At 60.3% G+C, this 24,873-nt stretch carries 23 protein-coding genes; 11 read left to right on the top strand and 12 right to left on the bottom strand.

Annotated elements, in window-relative coordinates:
• The first annotated feature begins 20 nt into the window (after positions 1-20).
• The 5 genes from hflK (CKW30_RS14615) (at position 21) to cfaB (ending at position 7,340) form a co-directional block, all read left to right on the top strand.
• Entirely contained in the window at positions 21-1,982 is a 1,962-nt protein-coding gene (hflK, locus tag CKW30_RS14615) for a protease modulator HflK (protein ID WP_095181184.1), read from the top strand.
• Positions 1,979-3,022 carry a protease modulator HflC gene (gene hflC, locus CKW30_RS14620; RefSeq protein WP_095181185.1) on the top strand — a complete coding sequence of 348 codons (1,044 nt, stop codon included), beginning with the start codon at positions 1,979-1,981 and terminating at the stop codon, positions 3,020-3,022. Before hflK (CKW30_RS14615) ends, hflC begins: the two co-directional genes overlap by 4 nt.
• A complete protein-coding gene (hflK, locus tag CKW30_RS14625) occupies positions 3,019-4,068 on the top strand; it encodes a protease modulator HflK (protein ID WP_095181186.1) in 1,050 nt (349 codons plus the stop codon). The genes hflC and hflK (CKW30_RS14625) overlap by 4 nt, the downstream gene beginning before the upstream one ends.
• Positions 4,065-5,975: a heavy metal translocating P-type ATPase gene (locus tag CKW30_RS14630; RefSeq protein ID WP_095181187.1), complete on the top strand. Its 1,911-nt coding sequence runs from the start codon at positions 4,065-4,067 to the stop codon at positions 5,973-5,975. The genes hflK (CKW30_RS14625) and CKW30_RS14630 overlap by 4 nt, the downstream gene beginning before the upstream one ends.
• Positions 5,976-6,152: 177 nt before the next feature.
• Positions 6,153-7,340 carry a C17 cyclopropane fatty acid synthase CfaB gene (gene cfaB / locus CKW30_RS14635; protein WP_095181188.1) on the top strand — a complete coding sequence of 396 codons (1,188 nt, stop codon included), beginning with the start codon at positions 6,153-6,155 and terminating at the stop codon, positions 7,338-7,340.
• 10 nt (positions 7,341-7,350) lie between these two features.
• Here cfaB and cls read toward each other — a convergent pair whose 3' ends face one another.
• Positions 7,351-8,790 carry a cardiolipin synthase gene (cls, locus tag CKW30_RS14640; protein ID WP_095181189.1) on the bottom strand — a complete coding sequence of 480 codons (1,440 nt, stop codon included), beginning with the start codon at positions 8,788-8,790 and terminating at the stop codon, positions 7,351-7,353.
• 131 nt (positions 8,791-8,921) lie between these two features.
• On the opposite strand from cls, the gene CKW30_RS14645 reads away from it, so the two are divergent.
• A complete protein-coding gene (locus tag CKW30_RS14645; RefSeq protein WP_016772436.1) occupies positions 8,922-9,440 on the top strand; it encodes a DUF3617 domain-containing protein in 519 nt (172 codons plus the stop codon).
• An 81-nt stretch (positions 9,441-9,521) separates the two neighbouring features.
• Here the strand turns inward: CKW30_RS14645 and CKW30_RS14650 are convergent, their stop codons facing one another.
• From CKW30_RS14650 to CKW30_RS14670, 5 genes are all read right to left on the bottom strand, one after another.
• A complete protein-coding gene (locus CKW30_RS14650) occupies positions 9,522-10,397 on the bottom strand; it encodes a metal ABC transporter substrate-binding protein (protein WP_095181190.1) in 876 nt (291 codons plus the stop codon).
• An 11-nt stretch (positions 10,398-10,408) separates the two neighbouring features.
• Complete coding sequence (locus CKW30_RS14655) at positions 10,409-11,278, bottom strand: metal ABC transporter permease (protein WP_095181191.1); 870 nt, start codon at positions 11,276-11,278, stop codon at positions 10,409-10,411.
• Positions 11,278-11,946: a metal ABC transporter ATP-binding protein gene (locus CKW30_RS14660; RefSeq protein ID WP_095181192.1), complete on the bottom strand. Its 669-nt coding sequence runs from the start codon at positions 11,944-11,946 to the stop codon at positions 11,278-11,280. Before CKW30_RS14660 ends, CKW30_RS14655 begins: the two co-directional genes overlap by 1 nt.
• On the bottom strand, positions 11,943-12,839 hold the full coding sequence (gene folE2, locus CKW30_RS14665) for a GTP cyclohydrolase FolE2 (RefSeq protein ID WP_095181193.1): 897 nt from the start codon (positions 12,837-12,839) through the stop codon (positions 11,943-11,945). Before folE2 ends, CKW30_RS14660 begins: the two co-directional genes overlap by 4 nt.
• A gap of 83 nt (positions 12,840-12,922) precedes the next feature.
• The gene (locus CKW30_RS14670) at positions 12,923-13,300 is read right to left on the bottom strand and encodes a hypothetical protein (protein WP_041476568.1); all 378 of its coding nucleotides are present in this window, start codon (positions 13,298-13,300) and stop codon (positions 12,923-12,925) included.
• Positions 13,301-13,509: 209 nt separating this feature from the next.
• Between CKW30_RS14670 and zigA the strand changes: the two genes are divergently transcribed.
• The gene (gene zigA / locus CKW30_RS14675) at positions 13,510-14,715 is read left to right on the top strand and encodes a zinc metallochaperone GTPase ZigA (RefSeq protein ID WP_095181194.1); all 1,206 of its coding nucleotides are present in this window, start codon (positions 13,510-13,512) and stop codon (positions 14,713-14,715) included.
• Positions 14,715-15,365, top strand: coding sequence for a DUF1826 domain-containing protein (locus CKW30_RS14680; RefSeq protein ID WP_095181195.1), 651 nt, complete (start codon positions 14,715-14,717; stop codon positions 15,363-15,365). Before zigA ends, CKW30_RS14680 begins: the two co-directional genes overlap by 1 nt.
• 4 nt (positions 15,366-15,369) lie before the next feature.
• On the opposite strand, the gene CKW30_RS14685 is transcribed toward CKW30_RS14680, so the two are convergent.
• Positions 15,370-15,726, bottom strand: coding sequence for an NADH:ubiquinone oxidoreductase (locus tag CKW30_RS14685; protein ID WP_095181196.1), 357 nt, complete (start codon positions 15,724-15,726; stop codon positions 15,370-15,372).
• A 40-nt stretch (positions 15,727-15,766) separates the two neighbouring features.
• Here CKW30_RS14685 and CKW30_RS14690 point away from each other — a divergent pair, with 40 nt between their 5' ends.
• Positions 15,767-16,732, top strand: coding sequence for a GTP-binding protein (locus tag CKW30_RS14690; protein ID WP_095181197.1), 966 nt, complete (start codon positions 15,767-15,769; stop codon positions 16,730-16,732).
• 6 nt (positions 16,733-16,738) lie between these two features.
• Here the strand turns inward: CKW30_RS14690 and CKW30_RS14695 are convergent, their stop codons facing one another.
• A complete protein-coding gene (locus CKW30_RS14695; protein ID WP_095181426.1) occupies positions 16,739-17,152 on the bottom strand; it encodes a DUF3301 domain-containing protein in 414 nt (137 codons plus the stop codon).
• Between the two features lie 117 nt (positions 17,153-17,269).
• Here CKW30_RS14695 and pdxY point away from each other — a divergent pair, with 117 nt between their 5' ends.
• Positions 17,270-18,142, top strand: a complete 873-nt coding sequence (gene pdxY / locus CKW30_RS14700) for a pyridoxal kinase PdxY (protein ID WP_095181198.1) — start codon at positions 17,270-17,272, stop codon at positions 18,140-18,142.
• Between the two features lie 105 nt (positions 18,143-18,247).
• Here the strand turns inward: pdxY and CKW30_RS14705 are convergent, their stop codons facing one another.
• Positions 18,248-18,730 carry an acyl-CoA thioesterase gene (locus CKW30_RS14705; protein WP_016772447.1) on the bottom strand — a complete coding sequence of 161 codons (483 nt, stop codon included), beginning with the start codon at positions 18,728-18,730 and terminating at the stop codon, positions 18,248-18,250.
• A 279-nt stretch (positions 18,731-19,009) separates the two neighbouring features.
• Between CKW30_RS14705 and CKW30_RS14710 the strand changes: the two genes are divergently transcribed.
• Positions 19,010-20,773: a cation:proton antiporter gene (locus CKW30_RS14710; protein WP_095181199.1), complete on the top strand. Its 1,764-nt coding sequence runs from the start codon at positions 19,010-19,012 to the stop codon at positions 20,771-20,773.
• A 21-nt stretch (positions 20,774-20,794) separates the two neighbouring features.
• Here the strand turns inward: CKW30_RS14710 and CKW30_RS14715 are convergent, their stop codons facing one another.
• The 3 genes from CKW30_RS14715 to uvrD all read right to left on the bottom strand — a co-directional run bounded on the left by CKW30_RS14715 (position 20,795) and on the right by uvrD (position 24,697).
• Positions 20,795-21,202 carry an SMI1/KNR4 family protein gene (locus CKW30_RS14715; RefSeq protein WP_038359443.1) on the bottom strand — a complete coding sequence of 136 codons (408 nt, stop codon included), beginning with the start codon at positions 21,200-21,202 and terminating at the stop codon, positions 20,795-20,797.
• Positions 21,203-21,337: 135 nt separating this feature from the next.
• Positions 21,338-22,213: a Tim44 domain-containing protein gene (locus CKW30_RS14720; RefSeq protein WP_095181200.1), complete on the bottom strand. Its 876-nt coding sequence runs from the start codon at positions 22,211-22,213 to the stop codon at positions 21,338-21,340.
• A 300-nt stretch (positions 22,214-22,513) separates the two neighbouring features.
• Positions 22,514-24,697 carry a DNA helicase II gene (uvrD, locus tag CKW30_RS14725; protein ID WP_095181201.1) on the bottom strand — a complete coding sequence of 728 codons (2,184 nt, stop codon included), beginning with the start codon at positions 24,695-24,697 and terminating at the stop codon, positions 22,514-22,516.
• Positions 24,698-24,873: the final 176 nt, after the last annotated feature.

A 24,873-nucleotide genomic window follows, 5' to 3' on the forward strand; every position in this document is an offset into this window, starting at 1 on the left:
GCCTACATTTTCGGGGTGTTATGCAAGTCGATCTTGAGTTGGAAGCCACGCCAGTCACCGGGCTGCCGCGCTTTCAGCAGGCAGCCGCGCAGTCACGCAAATTGCGTCGGTTGGCGTATGGACTCGGCGCAGTGGCCGCGTCGGGCTGGGTGCTGGCGTTTTTCGTCGGCCTGTTTGCGCCGCAGTCCCTGTGGTTACCGTCATTGGTCAATCAGAACGCGGCGTTGCTGGTGCTCGTCGCCGGTCTGCAATCGGCCTGGTGGGTGACGCAATGGCGCGCGCGGGTGATGCATGCGCCCGCTTCGCAATCGACCGTCGTGGAAGAGGGCGGCGCAGCCGAGGGCTGGTACGAAAGGCTTCTGGAGCGCTTGAGTCAGCAGAGCCGCCATGTGCTTGGACAAATCGGCGCGCCGACGTTGTGGCTTGGCGGCTGGGCGTTGCTGGTTCTGCTTGGTATTGAGCAGGTGTGGAATCTCACGTTGCCTGCGGCGGCCTTGGGGCTGTCGGCGAGCATCGGTGCGGCATTGGCGTTGTTGCTGGCGTTTGCCCTGCTGGTGCTGGAGCGGCAACTGGCGCAGGAACCGCCGGCGCAGTGGCCGGAAGCGGCTGCGCTGGCACAACTGATCCGGGTGGTGATCATCACTCTGTTGATCGGTGCGCTGTGTCTGTTGTTTGCCAGCGAAGACGCAGTCTGGCCGGCGCGTGTTGCGGTATTCAGCGCAATCCTGCCGATGTTGGTTGCCATCGAACTGTTATTGCGCGCGGTGCTGTCTGTTTTCAGCCCGCGCCGCGAACAACTCGAACCGAGCCTGCTGGCGCGCAGTTTTATCGCCGATATGCTGCGTTGGCCGCCGCAGCCGTGGCTGGCGTTACAGCATGAAATGCACAACCGTTTCGGCATCGATTTGCGCCAGATCTGGGCCTTCAGTTACATGCGCCGGGCCTTGTTGCCAGTGTTGGCGGTGGTCGCCCTTAGCGGTTGGCTGCTGACCGGCGTACATGAAATTCCCCTGCAAGGTCGCGGCATCTATGAGCGCTTCGGTAAACCGGTACAGGTTTTCGGCCCGGGTTTGCATAGCGGGTTGCCTTGGCCATTGGGGCGTGTGATCTCCGTTGAAAACGGCGTGGTCCATGAACTGGCAACCAGTGTCGGCGACAAGCCAATCGCCGTGCAGTCCGATTCCGCTGAAGGCCCGGCGCCGCTGACCGCCAACCGTTTGTGGGACGCCAGCCACGTCAACGACAAATCCCAGGTCATCGCCAGCAGCCGCGGCGCGCAACAGGGCCTGCAAATCGTCAACATGGACGTGCGCTTCGTTTATCGCATCGGTTTGAACGACGAGGCGGTGCTCGCCGCGACCTATAACAGCGCCGATGTACCGACGCTGATTCGCAGCACCGCCAGCCGCATCCTGGTTCACGATTTTGCCTCGCGCACCCTCGACGGTCTGCTCGGCGACGACAGGGCAGGCCTGGCCGAGGAAATCGGTCGCTCGGTGCAAAGCGATCTGAACAGATTGAACAGTGGTGTGGAGATCCTTGCCACAGTCGTCGAAGCGATTCATCCACCGGCCGGCGCGGCGAATGCCTATCACAGTGTGCAAGCGGCGCAGATCGGCGCGCAGGCGTTGATCGCTCGCGAACGCGGGGCGGCTGCGCAGGCCACTAACGAGGCGCAGTTGCAGGCGAGCGCGGCGCGGGATCAGGCGACGGCCAATGCGCGGGAGATCAATGCCGCTGCGCAAACGGCAGACCTGAAATTCAGCGCCGAACAGAAAGCGTTCGCCAGTGCTGGCCAGGCCTTCGTGCTGGAGCAATATCTCAGCCAGCTCAGTCAGGGCTTGAGTAAAGCCAGGTTGCTGGTGCTCGACCATCGACTTGGCGGGAGCGCAAATGCGCCAACCATCGATCTGCGTACTTTCACACTGCCGACTGATCCGTCGTCCCCCCGCACCACCGCTCAACCAGGAGCCACCCATTGAGCCAGTCGCCTGTTCATGACGTTCACGACCACAGCGGCCACGACCACGGCCACGGCGGGCATCACCATCATCATGGTCATCATCACCATCACGGCGATCCGCAAGAGGCCGGACCATTTCCATGGCGGCGTATGGGCTGGGCTGCGTTGCTGGTGGCGTTTGCCATTGCCGCCGCGAGTCTGGTGCAAGTGCGCTCCGGCGAAGCCACGGTCATCACCCGTTTCGGAAATCCGTCGCGGGTATTGCTTGATCCCGGTTTGAGCTGGCGCTGGCCTGCGCCGTTCGAAGCGGCGATTCCAGTGGACTTGCGTCTACGTACCACCTCAAGTGGTTTGCAGGACGTCGGCACCAAGGACGGTTTGCGCATCATCGTTCAGGCCTACGTGGCGTGGCAGGTGCAGGGTGATCCTGAACATGTGCAGCGTTTCATGCGTGCCGTGCAGAATCAGCCGGACGAGGCGGCGCGGCAGATTCGCACCTTTGTCGGCTCGGCACTGGAGACCACGGCCAGCAGTTTCGATCTGGCCAATCTGGTCAACACTGATGCCAGGCAAGTTCGCATTGGCGATTTTGAAGCGCAGTTGCGTCAGCAGATCGACCAACAGTTGCTCGCCACTTATGGCGTGCGCGTGGTGCAGGTCGGTATCGAGCGGCTGACTTTGCCCTCGGTCACGCTCAGTGCCACGGTCGATCGCATGCGCGCCGAGCGTGAAACCATTGCTACGGAACGTACAGCGATCGGCAAACGCGAAGCGGCGCAAATTCGCTCCGCCGCCGAGCGCGATGCGCGAATCGTCCAGGCTGATGCGACGGTGAAAGCCGCCGACATTGAAGCGCAATCGCGAGTCGAGGCTGCGCAGATTTATGGACGCGCCTACGCCAGCTCGCCGCAGCTTTACAACCTGCTGCGCTCGCTCGATACCCTCGGCACCATTGTCACACCGGAAACCAAACTGATTCTGCGCACCGATGCTGCGCCGTTCCGTGTGTTGGTCGACGGCCCACCGACTCTCGACAAAAAAGTCGGATCGCAGCCATGAGCGAAGAAGTTCCACGTGGAACACATGCGTTCAGCAGTCCGTGGATTCAGGCCGGCCGTCTGACCTTCATCGCGTTGTATGCGATCACTGTTTTGGCCGCATTAGCATGGGCGGTCTCGAATGTCCGGCAGATTGATCCGCAAAACCGCGCAGTAGTACTGCACTTTGGCGCGCTTGTTCGCGTTCAGAATGCCGGGCTGTTATGGGCGTGGCCGCAGCCGTTTGAGCAGGTGGTTCTGTTGCCGGCGGCGGATCGGGTGATCGAGCGTCGAGTGGGAAATCTGTTGCGCAGTGACGAAGCGTTAAAGGCAGACCGGGTAGCGTCCTTCGCCACGCCATTGAGCGATGCACTCGCCGGGTCTGGTTATTTATTGACCGGTGACGCCGGTGTAGTGCAACTGGACGTGCGAGTGTTTTACCAAGTATCCGATCCCTATGCGTTCGTGTTACAGGGCGAACATGTGCTGCCAGCACTCGATCGCTTGGTGATGCGCAGCGCCGTGGCACTGACCGCCGCGCGAGATCTCGACACCATTCTGGTCGCTCGCCCGGAATTGATCGGCGCCGACAATCAGGCAGCCGAGCGCCGTGAGCGATTGCGCGGTGATCTGGTGCAAGGCATCAACGCGCGTCTTGCTGAACTGAAGGCGAGCGGGCAGGGCATCGGTATCGAGGTGTCGCGGGTCGATGTGCAATCGAGTCTGCCGGAGCCAGCGATCACTGCTTTCAATGCGGTTCTGACGGCCAGTCAGCAGGCTGACAAAGCAGTGGCTAACGCGCGCACCGATGCCGAGAAACTTGCCCAGTCCGCCAACGAACAGGCAGACCGCACGCTCCAGGTGGCCCACGCGCAGGCAGGCGAGCGTCTTGCAAAAGCCTCAACCGATACCGCAACCGTCACGAGTCTGGCCACGTCTACCGACCCGCAAATGCTCCTGCGTCTGTATCGCGAACGCCTGCCGAAAATTCTCGGTCAGGCCGGGTCGGTCACCACCGTCAATCCGAAAGACGATTCCCGGTTGATCATTCAAGGAGCCAGTCAATGACCGCGACCACCGCTGCTCCAAGTCTGTTGTCCTCGGCCGAACAACGTCGCGCCGCGCGCCAATTGACCCTGGCGATGCTTGCGCTCGGGCTGCTGGGTGTGGGGCTGGTCTGGCGCTGGATACTCCCGGAGCAAATCGGTGTCAGCCAACTGCTGCTGGGTTTCGCTTCTTTGCTCGTAGCGGTTCCGGTGATGCGGTCGGCCTGGTACAGCCTGCGTTATCCAAGCCTGCACGGCATTACCGATCAATTGATTGCGCTGGCCATGCTCGGTGCCTGGGCGACCGGTGATCTGCTCACCGCGGCGTTGTTGCCAATCATCATGATCTTCGGCCATGTGCTCGAGGAGCGCAGCGTCATCGGTTCCCAGGAAGCGATCAATGCGCTTGGCCGGCTGACCCGCAGCCATGCGCGCAAGCTGCAAGCGGACGGTTCGATCATCGAAGTGGACAACCGCACGCTCAGTGCTGGCGATATTGTCGAGGTGCGGGCCGGTGATCGGGTGCCGGCGGACGGTCGGGTATTGTCCGGCCAGGCGAGTCTCGATACGGCGTCGATTACCGGTGAATCGGTACCGGTGGAAGCGGGCGTGGGCATGCTGGTGTTCGGCGGCGCGATCAACCTCGATGGATTGCTGCGCGTCGAAGTCACCCGCATCGGCGACGAATCCACCTTGGGCAAAGTCATCGCCCTGATGCAAAACGCCGAGCGCTCGAAACCGCCGATCACGCGATTGCTCGAACGCTATGCCGGCAGTTACATGGTGCTGGTCTTGTTGCTGGCGGCGGTGACCTGGTTCGTCACCCATGATGCACAGGCGATGCTCGCGGTGCTGGTGGCGGCGTGTCCGTGTGCGTTGGTGCTGTCGGCGCCGGCCACGGCGATTGCCGGTGTCGCCGTCGCCGCGCGCCACGGGATTCTGATTCGCAGCTCGGCGTTCCTCGAAGAACTTGCCGATCTGACCTCGCTGGTGGTCGACAAGACCGGCACGCTGACTTACGGCACGTTGCGTTTGCAGTCGATCGACAGCCTCAGTGTGGACACTAAAGAAGTGCAGGCGCTGGCCGCCAGTCTTGGCGCGGCGAGCAGTCATCCGGTGAGCCGGGCACTCGCCGGGATGGCCGATCAGGAAGCCTATTGGCCTCTGACCAAAATCCATGAGCGCCAAGGCTTGGGCGTAGTGGCGACGACAGAGAAGGGCGAAGCTGCGCTCGGTCGTCCAGAGTTGTTCGCGCAACTGGGCATCACAACGCCCCTCGTTCCTGAACACGATGGCCCGATTGCCGGCCTGGCTTTGAACGGTGAATTCCTCGCCTGGCTGCTGCTAGCAGACAGCATCAAACCGGAAGCGCGCTTTGCCTTGAGCGAATTGCGCGAACTGGGGCTGGGACGCCAACTCCTGTTGACCGGTGATCGTCAGAGCGTTGCCCTAACCCTGGCGCAGGAAGTCGGGCTGAACGAAGTGCAGGCGCAAGCGCTACCGGAGGACAAACTCAATCGCGTGCTCAAGGAAATCGATCACGGCTTCCGCCCGATGGTGGTCGGTGACGGCATCAACGATTCACTCGCGCTCAAGGCCGGCGTGGTCGGCGTGGCGATGGGCGCTGGCGGGGCCGATATTGCGCTGGCTTCAGCGGACATTGTGTTGATCGGCAGCGATTTGCGCCGCCTCGGTACCTGCGTGCGCTTGAGTCGTCAGTGCCGGCGTACTTTGCAGGTCAATGTGATCATCGGTCTGGGCTGGACCCTGGCGATCGTGGTCTTCGCGGCTTTCGGTTGGCTTGGCGCGGCCGGGGCGATGATCGCGGCGCTGCTGCATAACCTGAGTACCTTGTTGGTGTTGGGCAACGCCGGACGTTTGCTGCGCTTTCAGGAGCCATTGCTCCGGCTCGACCCTCAGGCTAAATGAAAGAAAATTCATCGAACCGCCGAGTGCACAGGCAGTCATCTATCGTAAGGCACGCCGCCTGTGGCGTTCAGCCGATGTGCCGATCACGATAGACAAGGCCGATCGAATCGATAGCCTGCTATTTTTCAAGGTTGGTCTACCCTCAGATCAGACGTCTGAAACAAGGGGGGATTTTCCATGCTTGCGCAACTTCCACCGGCCTTACAGAATCTGCAGTTACCGCTTCGCCTGCGACTCTGGGACGGCCACGAGTTCAATCTGGGGCCGACGCCCAGCGTAACCATCGTGGTCAAGGACCCGCAGATGGTCACTCAATTCACCCACCCAAGCCTGGATGCGCTGGGTGCGGCGTTCGTCGAAGGCAAACTGGAACTGGAGGGCTCGATCAGCGAGGTCATCCGGGTTTGCGATGAGTTGAGCAATGCGCTGCTCGACGAAGACGAAGACAGTCAGCCGGTGCGCGCGCAACACGACAAGGACACCGACGCCAAAGCCATCTCCTATCATTACGACCTGTCGAATGCCTTTTATCAGCTGTGGCTGGACAGCGACATGGCGTATTCCTGTGCCTATTTCGAAACCGGCAGCGAAACCCTCGAACAGGCTCAGCAAGCCAAATTCCGCCATCTGTGCCGCAAGCTGCGCTTGCAGCCGGGCGAATATTTGCTGGATGTCGGTTGTGGTTGGGGCGGTCTGGCGCGGTATGCGGCGCGAGAGTTTGGCGTCAAAGTGTTCGGTATTACCTTGAGCAAGGAACAATTGGCCCTGGCGCAGGAGCGAGTCAAAGCCGAAGGGCTGGACGATCAGGTCGAACTGCAATTGCTCGACTATCGCGATTTGCCCCAGGACGGCCGCTTCGACAAGGTTGTCAGCGTCGGCATGTTCGAACACGTCGGACACGCCAATCTCGCCGAATACTGCAAAACCCTGTTTGGTGCGGTGAAGGAGGGCGGCCTGGTAATGAACCACGGCATTACCGCCAAGCACACCGACGGCCGCCCGGTTGGACGCGGCGCAGGCAACTTCATCGAAAAATACGTGTTTCCCAACGGCGAGTTACCGCATCTGGCGATGATCTCTGCCGAAATCAGTGAAGCGGGACTGGAAATTGTCGATGTCGAAAGCCTGCGCCTGCATTACGCGCGCACGCTCGATCACTGGAGCGAGCGACTGGAGGACAACCTCGAAGCTGCGGCGAAACTGGTGCCTGAGCAAGCACTGCGTATCTGGCGTCTGTATCTGGCCGGTTGCGCTTATGCCTTCGCGCGGGGCTGGATCAATCTGCATCAGATCCTCGCTGTGAAAGCGCATCCGGATGGCAGCCACGAGCTGCCTTGGACCCGCGACGACATCTACCACCCCTGAAGCGGGGCGCTCAGAGAATCGGCGAAATCAGCCGGGCGATCCGCATGCCGACCTGTTGCAGGCGGTGGATCTCCCGGCTTTCTTCTTTGGCCACCTCATCGGCCTGGGCGAAATCGTCATTGAGCATGTGTTCCACGGCGGCGGCGAACTCACTGTCGACGGTCAGCAACATCACTTCGAAATTCAGGCGGAACGAGCGATTGTCCAGGTTGGCGCTGCCGATGGCGCTGATTTCGCTGTCGATCAACACCACTTTCTGGTGCAGAAAACCCGGTCGATAACGGAACACCCTAACGCCGGCCCGTACCGCTTCAAAGGCATACAGGCTTGAGGCGGCGTAGACAATGCGGTGATCAGGCCGCGACGGCAACAGCAGGCGCACATCGACACCACGCAAAACTGCCAGCCTCAATGCCGCGAACACCGCTTCGTCCGGGACGAAGTAAGGGCTGGTGATCCATACGCGTTGCGTTGCTGCGTGAATGGCTTCGACGAAAAATAGCGAGCAGGTTTCGTATGCGTCCGCCGGACCGCTGGCGAGCAATTGGCAAAGCACGCCATCCTCCGGGTACGTATCCGGCAGGATCAACGGCGGCAGAGTGCGAGCAGCCCAGAACCAGTCTTCCGCGAACGATTCCTGCATGCAGGCCACCACCGGCCCGCGAACTTTGACGTGGGTGTCACGCCATGGCGCCAGCGGTGGTTTCTCACCCATGTATTCATCGCCGACGTTATGCCCGCCGACAAACCCGACTACGCCATCGACCACGACGATTTTGCGGTGATTGCGGAAATTGACCTGAAAGCGGTTGAGCCAGCCACTGCGCGTGGCAAAGGCTTTGACCTCGACGCCGGCATCACGCAACGCTTGCACGTAGTGATGGGGCAGGGCATGGCTGCCAATGCGGTCGTAGAGCAAATGAATCGACACGCCTTCGGCGGCTTTCTTCAACAGCAAATCACGCAAGCGCTGGCCGAGCCGATCGTCGTGAATGATGAAAAACTGGACCAGCACTGCTTGCCTGGCTTGTTCGATCGCATGAAATATCGCATCGAAGGTCGCGGTGCCGTTCACCAGCAGTTGCACCTCGTTGTTCGCCAGGCACGGCATGCGGCCCAGTTTCGGCATCGCGCGCAGTGAGGCGTAGGCACTCGAAGCGCGAGCGGCCAGGGCTTCCTCCACCCACGGACGCCAGTTCAGTTCGGAAATGGCCAGGCGCATCTGCTCGTTGGCCTGGCGCCGGGCCTTGATGTAGCCATCGAAGGTGCTGCGACCAAATACCAGATACGGAATAAGCGTGAAGTAGGGAATGAAGATCAACGACAATGCCCAGGCGATCGAGCCTTGCGCTGTGCGCACGGTGAGCACCGCATGGATCGCAGCGATCGAACCGAGTGTGTGCAACAGGGCGATCAGGTAACCGAAAATGTGCGGTCCGAAAAAATCCATGGGGCAGCCTTGCTCCGCGAGATGCAATGCTTAACAGACCATGTTCTGCGGCGATTGTCTCTATTTAATCGGCGCATGAACCGACACAATCGGCCGGCGTCTAACGGCCACAACTGATCAGGAGTTACTCGATGAACGTTCGTCTGCTGGGTTTGGCGCTGGGCCTGGGTTTGGCATTACCGGTGGTTGCGCAGGCACAAATGCTGCAGCCGGGCTTGTGGGAAATGTCTTCGAGCAATCTGAAGGTCGATGATCAGGCCATGGACGTGCAATCGATCCTTGGCCAGATTCAAGGCCAGATCACCCCGCAGCAGCGCGCTGCGCTCGAGAAAAACGGCATCAATATTGGCGGCAAGGGGATCCGTGCCTGCCTGACGCCGCAGCAGGTGGCAACCAACGATATCCCGCTGGCCGATCCGCAATCGGGCTGCAAACAGCAGATCACCGAGCGCACCGGCAACCAGTGGAAATTCCGCTTCAGCTGCCCGAAAGCCCAAGGCACCGGTGTGGCGACATTCCTCAGTGACCGCGAATTCACCACCGTTGCCAATGGCACCTTCAACGCCATCGGCATCAACCAGAAGGGCAGTCTGGAAACCCGGGCAGTGTGGCTCGGCCAGGATTGCGGTACGGTAAAACCCCGCGCTTAAAACCTCCGACTCCCACAGCTGGAACCCATTCCAACTGTGGGAGCGAGCGTGCTCGCGAATAGATCGGAAGTACACCTCAAGTCATGGCTGACTCAACGCCTTGTACAGCGTATTGAGGTTGTATTCGAACAGCCCGGTAAAGGTGCTCGCCGGTCCACTCGCCGCCAATGCATCCGAGTACAGTGTGCCGCCAATGTGCGCGCCGCTTTCGTCCGCGATCTGCTTGAGCAGGCGCGCGTCCTTGATGTTTTCCATGAACACCGCTTTGACCTTCGCCTGGCGAATCTGCGTGATCAGCGCAGCGACTTCGGCGGCGGAGGGTTCGCGTTCGGTGGACAAACCCTGTGGCGCGATAAAGTCGATGCCATAGGCCTGTCCCAGATAGCCAAAGGCATCGTGGCTGGTGACGATTTTGCGATTACCCGGCGGCAGCGCGCCGAGTTTGTTTTTGGCTTCGGCGAGCAGGGCATAGATCTGCTTGAGGTAGGTCTGGCTGTTGCGCTCGTAGTCAGCCTTGTTGGCCGGGTCGGCGGCGATCAGCGCCTTGGTGATGTTGGCGACGTACAACTCAGCGTTCGCCAGATTGTGCCAGGCGTGTGGATCCGCAACGGTCTCGCCGTCTTCATCGAGCGAACGTGGAATCACCCCGCGACTGGCACTGATCACCGTTGCCTTGCTGTCGGTGCTGGTCACCAGGCGATCCAGCCAAGGCTCGAAACCGAGGCCGTTCTTGATGATCACTTTGGCTTCGAGCAGCGCCTTGGCATCGTCCGGTGTCGGCTCGTAGGTGTGCGCATCGGCGTCCGCGCCGACCATGTTGGTAATCTGCACGTGCTCGCCGCCGACCTGATGAACCATGTCGGCAAGGATGCTGAAGCTGGTGACCACCGGCAGTTTTTCGGCGGCCGACAAGGACATCGACAGCATCAGGCTGAACAGCACGAGTAGAGCGCGCATCGGGAAACACCTCATTGGGATGTGAGCAAAGGCGGGCGGCGCAGCAAACCGTGAACCGGTCCAAACACCACCGACAGCAGATAGCCGACCCCCGCGACCAGCACGATGGCCGGGCCGCTGGGCAGCGAGTAGTAGAACGACAGCAGCAAGCCCAGCCACACAGACACGCAGCCCATGACGGCGGCGACGGCAATCAGTATCGGCAGACGACGACTCCAGAATCTCAACGCGGCAGCCGGAAGCATCATCAGTCCCACTACCATCAGCGCGCCGATGGCCTGAAAACCGATCACCAGATTCAGCACGACCAGAGTCAGGAACACGCCATGAGCCAGTGGCCCGAGACGACTGACTGTGCGCAAGAACAGCGGGTCGAGTGTGTCCAACAGCAGGGGTTTGTAGATCGCCGCCATGGCCATGAGGCTGATGGCCGAGACCCAAAGCATGCCGGTCAGCGTCGGTCCATCCACGGCTAGCGCCGAACCGAACAGCAAGTGCAGAAGGTCGAGGCGCTTGCCGGCAATACCGAGAATCAGCACGCCGCTGGCGAGTGAAATCGGATAGATCGCGGCGAGACTGGCGTCCTCGCGCAAACCCGTACGCCGGGTTATCCAGGCTGCAAGTCCGGCCATGCTCAGGCCGGCGCCGAGGCCGCCGAGCGTCAGGGCAGGAAGGCTCAAACCGGCAAACCAGAATCCCAGCGCTGCACCAGGGAGAATGCCGTGGGCGACAGCGTCGCCGATCAGGCTCATCCGTCTGAGAATCAGAAACACGCCCAAGGGCGCCGTGCTGCACGCCAACACCAGGCCGCCGAGCAAGGCCCGGCGCATGAACACGAATTCGCTGAACGGCTGCCAGAAATAACTGACGGTGGCGAGCATCAGGCGACCTGCATGTGCGGTGTTGGCTGGATCAGTTCTCTGCTGGTTCCGTACACGCAGTGGCCGTTTTTGATCAGCAGGGTATGCGGAATGTGTTGGCGGACAGCCGCCAGGTCATGGCAGACCACAAGCAGTGTCCGGCCCTCGGCGTGCCAGTGGTGAATGTGTTGCCAGAGCAGTTGCTGGCCGAGTTCGTCGAGTGCGGCGTGCGGTTCGTCCAGCAACAGCACCGGGGCGTCAGCAAGGCTCAGTCGCGCGAGCAGGGCACGTTGTAGCTCACCGCCGGACAGGGCCATCAACGGACGCTGTTCGAGTCCACTCAGGTGCCAGTCTTCCAGTGCGTTTTTCAGTCGCTGCGTGCGCAGTTGCGTCGACAGCCGACGGCCCCAGAAACCTGCGGCGATGAGTTCTTCCAGGCTGATTGGGAACTGGCGATCAAGGTGCTGTTGTTGCGGCAGGAAGGAAATTCCGCTTTGACGTGGAACAGCCATTTCCACTTTGCCAGCGAGGGGCTTCTGCAATCCGGCGATGACCTTTAGCAGGCTGCTTTTGCCGCAGCCGTTGGCGCCGATGATGGCGGTCAGGCTGGCGCTCTCGAACTCAAGACTCAGAGGCGTCGTCAGCGGTTGACCGGGAGCGCCCCAGGCCAGTGATTGGCAGCGGATCATATTTGCTCCCGCTGCCAGCTGCTTTCGGCCACGGCGTCATGAGCATGCAGGCTTTCGGCGTGGATCACGCGGATATGCAATTGTTTGATGCCGGGTGTGCGTTGCAGTGCCAGGTTGAGGCGGCGCGCGGCGTCTTCGCAGAACATCAGGTTTTGCCCATTGGCGAGTGCGAAGGCTTGCTCGTCGGGGCGCTTTACTGCGGTCTGCACGGCGGTGCCGAGGGCTGCTTCAGCGTCATCGATGATCGCTGTCAGCGGTAGCTCGTCGATGAAATTGTCGAGATGCAGGTGCAGTTGCGCATAGCTACGTTGGCTGTGCGGCGTCGCTACGATCCCTTTGGTTGAGCCAAGCCATGCCAAAACATCGGCATGTTGCAGGGCCTTGTTGGCGAAGTCGTCGATGAATTGCTGCTGGATCAATTGCCTTGCCAAGGCTGCCGAGCAGGGGCATGTCGAGGAATAGGGCACCTCGAGTTTTAGTTCCACGTGGAACATTTGCTGTTTCAGGCTTGCTGAAATGGTTGTCGGATAGGATTTCCAGCCGGCTAGGGGGCTGACTAACGCCGGTCGTTTCAGCAATAAGTCGGTGTGAACGTTCAGATATGCGCAGGCGGATAGACCTTGGTGACTTACCAGAAAACCCTTGAGTACCTGATGCAGCAGAGCGGGAGAAAGGCTTCGCAGTTCGAGGGCTTCGAGTGCCAGATACAAGCGCGACATGTGAATACCACGCGCTTCACCATCATCGAGACTCACGCCAGCGTCGACTCTGGCGCTGAGGCGTTGGCTTTCGAGCACAACAGGTAGGGCAATCCCACGCATGCCTACCCAATCGAGTGGCAGTGCCTGGCGCGCAGATTGGGCGGCGATATCCGGGAGAGTAAGAGCATTCATGGTTGAGACCGTCGTATTGATCTCTGTTTACGTTACATTATAACAATCCATTCAGCGATGCTTTTTTCATGAAAAGGTTTTCACTAGCAGCCCGTCATCCGGCTGCAAGTGAACCTTGCGCTGCTACCACCCGAGCTGGAAAAACGGTTGATGGTCGTCCAGCCGACACGACGGGTATAGCCAACCCAAGCCTCGCCATCCGAGGCGATGCCGGTAAAAAAGGTTAATTGGCCGAAGCGGCTGTTGGTTTGCGCCCAATAGCGATGGCCGTCCTTCTCGAATCCGCGCAGGTAAAGCGTGGTGCCGACCGTATTGACGCTATAGGCATTGCCGTCGGCGTCCACACATGCCAGCAAATTAGCGCTGCGCGTGCAGTGCGCAAGCGAGGGCATCTGCGCTTGGGCTTGGCCGGCCAGCGACGTAGCAAAGCTCAAAAGCAGGTATTTCAACCCATTGTTCATTGAGAATTTCCATGATCGGTGCTGCGGCAAATTACGAATTCTCCTGTGTCGGACTGGCAAGCTGTGATTGTTATACTATAACATCGTCCGTAACCAGCCTGAGCTGCCGATTACGATCGTTTGCCTTCATTGCCCCAATTAATTGAAGCGCAACACGCCAAGCGCACACCTGAAAGCGCAAATCGGCTGCCATTTATGAGGATTATCCAATGTCAGCCAAATTGCCCGTCACCGTACTTTCAGGATTTCTCGGCGCCGGAAAAAGTACACTTTTGAATTACGTACTACGTAACCGAGACGGCTTGCGTGTAGCGGTGATCGTCAACGATATGAGCGAAATCAACATCGATGGCAGTGAAGTCCAGCGCGATGTCAGTCTTAACCGTGCGGAAGAAAAGCTCATTGAGATGAGCAACGGCTGCATTTGCTGTACGTTACGCGAAGACCTGCTTGAAGAAGTCAGCAAACTCGCCCGCGAGGATCGTTTTGATTACCTGCTGATCGAGTCCACTGGCATTTCCGAACCGCTTCCGGTCGCTGAAACCTTCACCTTCCGCGATGAACAGGGGCAAAGCCTCGCCGACATCGCTCGCCTCGATACCATGGTCACCGTGGTCGACGGTGTGAATTTCCTGCTCGATTACCAAACGGCCGAAAGCCTCGCCTCTCGCGGCGAGATTCTCGGTGAAGAAGACGAGCGCTCCATCACCGATCTGTTGATCGAGCAGATCGAGTTCGCCGACGTCCTGCTGATCAGCAAAATCGACCTGATCAGCCAGCACGAGCGCGAAGAACTTACCGCGATCCTCAAGCGCCTCAATGCCCAGGCTGAAATCATTCCAATGGTGATGGGCGAAATCCCCCTGGAGAAAATCCTCAACACCGGTCGTTTCGATTTCGAGAAAGCCGCACAAGCCCCGGGATGGCTGCAGGAATTGCGCGGTGAGCACGTCCCGGAAACACAGGAATACGGCATCGCCTCGACGGCCTACCGCGCCCGCCGGCCATTCCACCCGCAACGCTTTTTCAGCTTCATCGACCGGCCTTGGCTGAACGGCAAGCTGCTGCGCTCCAAAGGCTTCTTCTGGCTCGCCAGCAAACCCACCGACGCCGGTAGCTGGTCGCAGGCCGGTGGTTTGATGCGGCATGGATTCGCCGGGCGCTGGTGGCGTTTCGTAGCAAAGAATCAATGGCCCGAAGATCAGGAAAGTGTCCAGGCGATCATGGAAAACTGGACTCCAAGCGTAGGAGATTGCCGCCAGGAGCTGGTTTTCATCGGTCAGAACATCGATTTCCTACAGCTCTCCGCCGAACTCGATGCCTGTCTTTTGACCGACGAAGAAATGGCCATGGGTGTAGAAGGCTGGCGTTTGCTGCCTGATCCATTCGGCCCGTGGCACGACGAGGCCGCCTGATGCTCGCACTCAAGGATCAGCCGCTTCTTGCCCGTCATCAGTACCAGGGCCTGACCCCGCAAACGTTGACGCGAATCCTCGAAGATCAGACCAATCTCGCCGTCTGGCAACGCCAGTTGCCCGTGCACATTGCCGACTTTGCGCAATTGGTGCTGTCGCTCAACGAGCCCTTGGCCGAGTCGCTGTGTCTGGAATTGCCCGACGAAGATGCCGAACCGGATCTCGCCGGTCTGGCTGCAGGGATGCGTGATCTGCACGGTTTCGAAGGTTTCATCAGCGACCTCAAGTGGCTGATCAGTGCCTTCGCCTGTCTGTTGGGCGCGCGGCGTATCGGCGTGCGTTTGCGCGTGCTGGACAAGGCCATGTGTCCGCGTTTCCACGTCGATCACGTGCCGGTGCGCCTGATCACTACTTACGCTGGCATCGGCAGCCAATGGCTTGAGGAGGGTGCGATGGACCGCGCGCAACTTGGCCAGTCCGATGCCGAACCGCAAGATCCAGCGTCGATTCGTCAGCTCAACAGCGGCGACGTCGCGCTGCTCAAAGGCGAAAAGTGGCACGGCAATGAAGGCTTCGGCCTGATCCATCGTTCGCCGCAACCGGCACCCGGTGAGCGCCGTCTGTTGCTGACCCTCGACTGGCTCGGCTGACACATCAGGGCTTGCGCCAGACGCCCTGGCTCTGGCCTTCGCAATATGGCTTGAGATACGCCGTATCGGTGGCCACGCCGTAATAGTGGATATCCTGGCGATAGGGCATATTGGCGACTTGCGCGTTGCTGCACACGCCGAAAGCGCCGCTCGGGCACTGGTCGACGTATTGCACCTCGACCTTCTGCCCGGCCAGCGTCGGTTGGCAGAAGCCGTCATTGAACAATTTCTGCGGAATCGTCCGGTTCTGCTGACAGACTTTGACGTCGAGCCGTTCGCCCTGTGTGTGCACCACGCAGGCCTGAGCCCACGCTTCACTCGACAGCAGCGCCAACAGCAACGACCATCCCGACCAGTGCATCTTCGATCTCCTCAATAACTGTCCGCAGAAAGTACCCGCCATGTTGCAGAACATTCCGACCCACGTCATCGCCGGCCCGTTGGGCGCCGGCAAGACCAGCCTGATTCGCCAGTTGCTGGCGCAACGGCCGGCGGACGAACGTTGGGCGGTACTGATCAACGAGTTCGGCCAGATTGGTCTGGACGCCGCGTTGCTGACTCGCGACGACGATGGTATCGCACTGGGTGAGGTGGCCGGGGGCTGCCTGTGTTGCGTCAATGGCGCGCCATTCCAGATCGGCCTTGGCCGCCTGCTGCGCAAGGCCAGGCCGGATCGACTGTTTATCGAGCCATCCGGGTTGGGCCATCCGGCGCAATTGCTCAAGCAACTGAATGAGGCGCCGTGGCTGGGTGTGCTGGCGGTTCAGCCCTGTGTTCTGGTTTTGGACGCTCAGGCATTGCACGCAGGTAGAGCCTTGCCGGACGCCCAGCAGCAAGCGTTGGCCAGCGCGGGTTTGCTGCTGTTGAACAAGGCGGAAAATCTCGATGAAGCGGTTCGACAGAAAATCGCCAGCCAGTTGCCGCCCGTCAGACTGATCTGGACGCAGCAAGCCCAGCTGCCTCTGAGCGAGCTTCCGGGGCTGGCAGTAAAAGCGAACGAAGGCGCAGGGCATCTGCCGCTGCCCACTGGATTGGCACAGCTGCCAGCGGTCTGGAGCGATCCGGCCGAACCGATTTGCCTGAGTCAGGCGCAGGAGGGGGGGTGGAGCATCGGTTGGCGCTGGCATCCGCAGCAGGTATTTGATCAAGCACGCATCGCCTATTGGCTGAGCGCGCTCGACTGGAACCGGGCGAAACTGGTTATCCACAGTACGGATGGCTGGGTTTCGGGCAATGCGCTGGAGCATGCGCAGCTGAGTTGGCAAGCCAGCGAATGGCGAAAAGACTCAAGAATTGAGCTGATCTTCGCTGAACCGCAGAACATCGAACAGCTGCAAGCCGATTTGGCTGAATGTCGGATTCAGTGAGTCAGCTCAAGGCTTCCACTTGGTATGTTCCTGGCGCCACTGGCTCAGCTCGATTACTTCCGCCCGAGGCTTGGGCACTTCGACCACCGGCGGCGTGTCGTCGAACGGCGCCGGGTAGGGCGCCAGTTCAATCTGCGCACTGTGCGCGCCGAACTGGGTGACGGTGCCGTTGTGGCGGCTTTCGCCAGTCACGGTGAACTCGAAGTTGTAGACCCGCGCCAGTCGTCGGCGACCGTTGGCATCCCTGATCAGAGCGATTTTTTTCAGCGCGACGTTACCGTCCAGCAGTTCAACGCCAACATTGGTGCAATGCTGTTTGACCCGCTCCAGCGCGCGCTCGCGCAAGCCGTGGTTGTGCCATAGCCAGGCACCAGCGGCGGCGAACAGCATCAGCACGAAGATGTTTTCCAGGGTCAGCATCGACATCAAACTCCAAAAGATGGCGTCAGCTTAACTGTCTCGCCGGTCTGTCGTACAGGCTGTGTTTCGTCGCATACTGCGCGGCTTGAATTTCAATCGTTTTACGGAATGACCCGAATGAAACGTACGCCTCATCTGCTCGCCATCCAGTCCCACGTGGTGTTTGGCCACGCCGGCAACAGCGCTGCGGTTTTTCCGATGCAGCGGGTCGGGGTCAACGTCTGGCCGCTCAACACCGTGCAGTTTTCCAACCACACCCAGTATGGTCAGTGGGCCGGTGAAGTGCTGGCACCGCAGCAGATTCCCGAGCTGATCGAAGGCATCGCTGCGATTGGCGAGCTGGGCAATTGCGACGCGGTGCTGTCCGGCTATCTCGGTAGCGCCGCGCAGGGCCGGGCGATTCTCAGCGGTGTGGCGCGGATCAAAGCGGTCAATCCAAAGATGCTGTATCTGTGTGATCCAGTGATGGGCCATCCGGAGAAAGGCTGCAGCGTGCCCACCGAGGTCAGCGATTTCCTTCTCGATGAAGCGGCGGCCGTGGCGGACATCATGTGCCCGAACCAGTTGGAGCTGGACAGTTTTTCCGGGCGCAAGCCGCAGTCACTGTTCGATTGCCTGGCGATGGCGCGGGCGCTGCTGGCGCGCGGGCCGAAAGCGGTACTGGTCAAGCATCTGGATTATCCGGGCAAACCGGCGGAGGGCTTCGAAATGTTGTTGGTGACGGCTGAGGGCAGTTGGCATTTGCGCCGTCCCTTGCTGGCGTTTCCGCGTCAGCCGGTGGGGGTGGGCGATCTGACATCCGGCCTGTTCCTGGCGCGGGTACTGCTGGGCGACACGCTGTTGGCGGCATTCGAATTCACCGCAGCGGCAGTGCACGAGGTGTTGCTGGAAACCCAGGCGTGCGCCAGTTATGAGCTGCAACTGGTGCGGGCGCAGGATCGCATTGCGCATCCGCGGGTGAAGTTCGAGGCGACCGCGATCAGTCTTTAATCTCGTCGTTGTTCAAAAAAGATCGCAGCCTTCTGCAGCTCCTACATGGGTTTGCATTCCAAAATGTAGGAGCTGCCGAAGGCTGCGATCTTTTGCTTTTTGGTCTCAGGCGTCGCCCTTGATCTCCTGATAACGCTTCTCCAGTTCCTGACGAATCTGCCGGCGCTGCTGCGCCTGCATGAAGCGGCGTTTGTCTTCGCTGTTCTGCGGTTGCAACGGCGGCACGGCGGCCGGTTTGCGCTGATCATCCACCGCGACCATGGTGAAGAAGCAGCTGTTGGTGTGGCGCACCGAGCGTTCGCGGATGTTTTCGGTGACCACTTTAATGCCAACTTCCATCGACGTGTTGCCGGTGTAGTTGACCGAGGCCAGGAACGTCACCAGTTCGCCGACATGAATCGGCTCGCGGAAAATCACCTGATCCACGGACAGGGTCACCACGTAGCGCCCGGCATAACGGCTGGCGCAGGCGTAGGCCACTTCGTCGAGGTATTTGAGCAGGGTGCCGCCGTGGACATTGCCAGAGAAGTTGGCCATGTCGGGGGTCATCAGTACCGTCATCGACAGCTGGGCGTTTCCGGGTTCCATAACGTTCTCACGGATCAAGGCTGATTGCAGGAAGCGCCTCTGCGGGCACCTGGTGGCTTTTCAAAAAGCACCGTTATCGGGACGCCGCGCGGCGGGCCGCCGTCACGCCGGTAGCGATCTGTTTCCATATATTGCACCGGCTTCCAGAGCGAAGTCGCGGTGTTAACCTGCAAAAGCCCTGCCCAAGGGCAATTCCTACATTAAAAGCGGATTTTTACCCTGCTCGCGCAGAACGTTCTGACGTCTGTCCGCGCGCCTCGTCATCAAGGAGCCTACGCCATGCATGCCATCAGTTTTATTCAGGATCTGGCAGTGATCATGCTGGTCGCGGGCGTGGTAACCGTACTGTTTCATCGTTTCAAACAACCGGTGGTGCTCGGCTACATCGTCGCCGGCTTCATCATCGGCCCGCATACGCCGCCGTTCGGCCTGATTCACGACGAAGAAACCATCAAGACCCTGGCCGAACTCGGGGTGATCTTCCTGATGTTCTGCCTTGGCCTGGAGTTCAGCCTGCGCAAGCTGTTCAAGGTCGGCGCCACGGCGTTCATTGCCGCGTTTCTCGAAATCATCCTGATGATCTGGATCGGCTACGAAATCGGCCGCTGGTTCGACTGGAACACCATGGATTCGTTGTTCCTCGGCGCGATTCTGGCGATCTCCTCAACCACCATCATCGTCAAAGCGCTGAATGACCTGAAGATGAAGAACGAGCGCTTTGCGCAGTTGATCTTCGGTGTACTGATTGTCGAGGACATCCTTGGCATTGGCATCATTGCGTTGCTGTCGAGCATCGCCGTCAGCGGCACGGTGAGCTCGGGGGAAGTGTTTTCCACGGTCGGCAAGCTGTCGCTGTTCATGATCGTCGCGCTGGTCATCGGCATTCTGTTGGTGCCGCGTCTGCTGGCTTATGTGGCGAAATTCGAAAGCAACGAGATGCTGCTGATCACCGTGCTCGGCCTGTGTTTCGGCTTCTGCCTCCTTGTGGTCAAGCTCGAATACAGCATGGTTCTCGGGGCTTTCCTGATCGGTGCGATCATGGCCGAGTCGAAGCAGTTGTTGAAAATCGAGCAGTTGGTCGAGCCGGTTCGCGACTTGTTCAGTGCGATCTTTTTTGTCGCCATCGGCTTGATGCTCGACCCGCTGATTCTCATCGAATACGCCTGGCCGATCGCGGTGATCACCGTGGCCGTGGTGCTGGGCAAGATGTTGTCCTGCGGCCTCGGTGCGTTTATCGCTGGCAACGACGGACGGACCTCACTGCGGGTCGGCATGGGTCTGTCACAGATCGGCGAATTTTCCTTCATCATCGCCGCGCTGGGCATGACCTTGCAGGTGACCAGCAACTTCCTCTACCCGGTCGCTGTAGCCGTGTCGGTGATCACCACACTGCTGACACCGTATCTGATCCGCGCGGCGGATCCGTTGTCGATCAAGCTCTCGGCAGTCGTGCCCAAGCGTCTCGGGCGTGTACTCGGCATGTATGGCGAATGGTTGCGCAGCATCCAGCCGCAAGGTGAGGGCGCGCTACTGGCGTCGATGATCCGACGGATCCTGTTGCAGGTCGGGGTCAATCTGGCGCTGGTGATTGCGATCTTCTTTGCCGGCGCATACTTCGCCGAGCGCATGTCGTTGTGGCTGCAGGACTGGATCAGCGATCCGAGCTGGCAGAAGGCACTGATCTGGGGCGGGGCGTTGCTGGTCTCGCTACCGTTCCTGATTGCGGCTTATCGCAAGCTCAAGGCGCTGTCGATGCTGCTGGCGGAAATGGGCGTCAAGCCGGAGATGGCCGGGCGTCACACACAGCGAGTGCGCCGGGTGATCGCCGAAGTGATCCCGATTCTCTCGCTGCTGGTGATTTTCCTGCTGTTGGCAGCCTTGTCGGCCAGTATCCTGCCGACCAACAAGCTGCTGGTGCTGATCGCAGTCGTGGCGGCCGCCGTAGCGGCGCTGCTCTGGCGCTGGTTCATCCGCGTGCATACGCGGATGCAGGTGGCCTTGCTGGAAACCCTCGACAACCATAAGGAATCGTCGGGGCATTGACCCACAGGGGCGTTTGGCGGCTCAGCTTTCCAGCCAGACGTCCCGCGCCCAGTGCCACACCGATTCCCAGGTTTCTTCAGCAATCAGTTCTTCTTCGGCCTGCCACAGCACCACGGTGCCGTCTTCTTCGACACAGTAGTAGTCATCGCCGTCCTGACAGATCGGGATCAAGCTGCGATCAACACCCACGTCCCATGCATTGGCCGCAACGTCCGGCAGATAGGTGTGCGATTGCGGGTCAGTGACGGTCACCGGCTCGAGGCTGCCATAGACCACATCGCTGACGGTCAGCAAAAATTCTTTGAAGACGAACGGAATGTCGATGAACAGTTGTTCTTCGATTTCCACCAGCAGGTCTTCGTCAGGCAATTCCAAAGGAACCGGCACGGGTTCGTTGGCTTCGCGCAGTTGTTCGATGATTTCTTCCACGTCCGGGATCCTCTTGCTGAATGGCGCGGTTTATATGGGCCGGTTTATACAGTAGCTCGCCATAGATGCAACCGTGAAATGAAAAACCCCGGCCGAGGCCGGGGTTCTGTTACCGCAAGTGAAGCGCAGCAGGGATCAGCCGTTCTGGCGGATACCGGCGACCAGCCAAGGCTGGTTGTCGCCCTGCGGACGTTCCATGTTCCAGCTTTCGCTGAACACTTCGCCCTGGTCGAAACGCGAGGTTTTCGACACGCCGGTGAAGGTCAGGGTGGCGATGGTCTTGTCGGCACGATCGTCGACGCCGTCCAGCTGCACCTGCAGGTTGTCGATGTAGGTCGACTGGAAGCCATCGCCCAGATCCGCACGCTCACGCTTGAGGAACTCAAGCATTTGCGGGGTCACGAACTCGGCGATCTTGTCCATTTCGTTGGCGTCCCAGTGCTGCTGCAGCGACTGGAAGTGGCTACGCGCAGCTTCAAGGAAGCGCTCTTCGTTGAACCAAGCCGGTGCGTTGATCACTGGACGGGCGGCAGCCGGAGCAGCCGAACCACCGAAGATCGAACCCATGGCGGCAGGCTTCTGCTCGAACACTTCACGCTGCATCGGCGCGCCGGCCGGAGCGAATTGCTCCTGCTGCTTGCGACGACGGGCGGCGATGAAGCGGAAGATCACGAACGCGATCAGGGCCATGATCAGGATGTCGAAGATCTGCATGCCCCGGAAACCGTCGCCCATGAACATCGACGCGAGCAGGCCACCGGCGGCGATGCCCGCCAATGGGCCGAGCCAGCGCGAAGCACCGCCGGCCTTGGCCGCGGCGCCAGCAGCACCGGCAGCGCCAGCGGTCGCTGCTGCGCCGCCCACGCCTGGAGAAGAGGGAGCCATCTGGCTGGTCTGGTGCGTCGGCGCAGCGCCGGCGCTTTTGCCACCACCAAAGCGCTTGGCGTTGGCGTCGAGGCTCATCGTCAGGCCGATGCACAACGCCATGGCGATGCTAAGAAAACGTTTCATAAAGGGTATTCCCGTTTTGTGGAGACACGCGCGCCATGTTGCACAGCTGAAGTGTTACTGGCTAGCGAGAGAGTGTTTCGGGCTTTTGCCTGACAGGTTGCGTTCAGCTTGGCGAGGCAATCAGCCGATGTACTTTTGTCTGTAGGAAAAGGCGATAGGTTCAGAGGGATTGATGCACTTGCGTCGCATAACCTGTGGGAGCGAGCCTGCTCGCGAAGGTGTCGTGTCAGGCAAATGATTGCTTGATGACACAGCGCTTTCGCGAGCAGGCTCGCTCCCACATGGGTTCAGTGCCGGTGATTAGATCGCTTCCAGCTTGGCATAGCCGAGCATCAGCCACTTGCTGCCTTCGCTGAAGTTCACCTGCACCCGGGCCTGGGCGCCGGAACCTTCGAAGTTGAGGATCACCCCTTCGCCGAAGATCGAGTGACGTACGGCCTGACCGAGCACAAAACCGGTTTCCGGAATCTCGCTGCCGTTGAACAGGCTGCTGCCGCTCATCGACTGGTTGCCGCCGAACGGTCGGCTGACGCTATTGGACAGGCGCACTTCCTGGATCAGGCCTTTCGGCACCTCGCGGACGAAACGCGACACCTTGTTGTAGGTTTCGCTGCCGTACAGGCGCCGGGTTTCGGCGTAGGTCATGACCAGATTCTGCATCGCCCGGGTGATACCGACGTAAGCCAGACGCCGTTCTTCCTCGAGACGCCCCGGTTCTTCCAGGCTCATCTTGTGCGGGAACAGGCCTTCTTCCATGCCCACGAGGAACACGTAAGGGAATTCCAGGCCTTTGGCGCTGTGCAGGGTCATCAGCTGCACGCTGTCTTCGTGCTCGTCGGCCTGAGTGTCGCCGGCCTCCAGCGAAGCGTGGCCGAGGAACGCCGCCAGTGGGGTCAGTTCTTCGTCCTCTTCGGTGTTCTCGAAGTTACGTGCGGCGCTGACCAGTTCCTCAAGGTTTTCCACCCGGGCCTGGCCTTTTTCGCCTTTTTCCGCTTCGTGATAAGCGATCAGGCCGGATTGCTCGATGACGGTTTGCGTCATCAGGTGCAGCGGCATCTCGGCGCACTTGGCGGCGAGGTTCTCGATCAGTTCGATAAATGCACCGAGCGCGCTCGCTGCACGGCCGGTCAGGCCTTTGTTGGCCACCAGCTGGCGCATCGCTTCCCACATCGATACGTCGCTGTGCCGCGCATGCTCGCGGATCGCTTCGACGGTTTTCTCGCCGATGCCCCGCGCGGGTACGTTGATCACTCGCTCCAGCGCCGCGTCGTTGCCACGACCTTCGAGCAAGCGCAGGTAGGCCATGGCGTTCTTGATTTCCGCGCGTTCGAAGAAGCGCTGACCGCCATAGATGCGGTACGGGATGCGCTCGCGCAGCAGGGCTTCTTCGAGCACCCGCGACTGGGCGTTGGAGCGGTACAGAATCGCAATATCGCTACGGGCCAGACCGGTTTTCAGCGCGCTTTCGATGGTTTCCACCACGTAACGCGCTTCGTCGTGTTCGTTGAACGCGGCGTACAGGTTGATCGCTTCGCCGTCGCCGCCGTCGGTCCACAGCTCTTTACCGAGACGCCCGGTGTTGTTGGCGATCAGCGCGTTGGCGGCTTTGAGGATACCGGCGGTGGAGCGGTAATTCTGTTCCAGACGAATCGTTTCGGAGTCCGGGAAGTCCGAAGAGTACTGATGGATGTTCTCGATCTTCGCCCCGCGCCAGCCGTAAATCGACTGGTCGTCGTCGCCGACCACCATCAGGCTGTCGCCGCCCTTGCCGAGCAGGCGCAACCAGGCGTACTGCACGGCGTTGGTGTCCTGGAATTCGTCGACCAGAATATGCCGGAAGCGCTTTTGGTAGTGCGCCAGCAGGCCCGGGTGATCGCGCCACAGATCGAGGGCGCGCAGCAGCAGCTCGGAGAAATCGATCACGCCAGCCCGCAGGCATGCCGCCTCGTAGGCTTCGTAGATGCCGCGCATGGTGGCCAGGAACAGGTCGCCGCTGGCCTGAATGTGTTGCGGCCGCAGACCTTCGTCTTTCTGGCCGTTGATGAACCACTGCGCCTGACGCGCCGGCCAGCGTTGCTCGTCCAGGCCCAGCTCGCGGATCACCCGCTTGACCAGACGCTGCTGGTCATCGCTGTCGAGAATCTGGAAGGTCTGGCTCAGGCCCGCTTCCTGCCAGTGCGCCCGCAGCAAGCGGTGCGCGAGGCCGTGGAAGGTGCCGACCCACATGCCGGCCGGGTTGATGCCCAGCAACTGCTCGATGCGATGGCGCATCTCGGCAGCGGCCTTGTTGGTGAAGGTCACCGACAGGATGGAGTGAGGTGAGGCGTTTTCGACCTGGATCAACCAGGCGATACGGTGCACCAGCACTCGGGTTTTACCGGAACCGGCGCCGGCCAGGACCAACTGACGGCCAACGGGGGCTGCTACGGCCTGGCGTTGGGCATCGTTGAGGGAGTTCAGCAGAAGGGAGAGATCATCGCGCATCGGGGCATTCTAGGGTGCGCCGCAGGCCCGGGCAAACCGTGCGTTGCATTAGCCGATGAAAGTGCTGCCGATGACGACCGGTCGGTCACTGGCTGCAGGCTTCGGCCCGTCTCGCCTGAGGGGTTGCAGCGGTGCGCAAGCGGCGGAAAATTTCCCCGCAATTGTGATCGGCAGCA

Origin of the sequence: Pseudomonas sp. Irchel 3F6 (assembly GCF_900187595.1) — a bacterium.
GTDB lineage: Bacteria > Pseudomonadota > Gammaproteobacteria > Pseudomonadales > Pseudomonadaceae > Aquipseudomonas > Aquipseudomonas siliginis.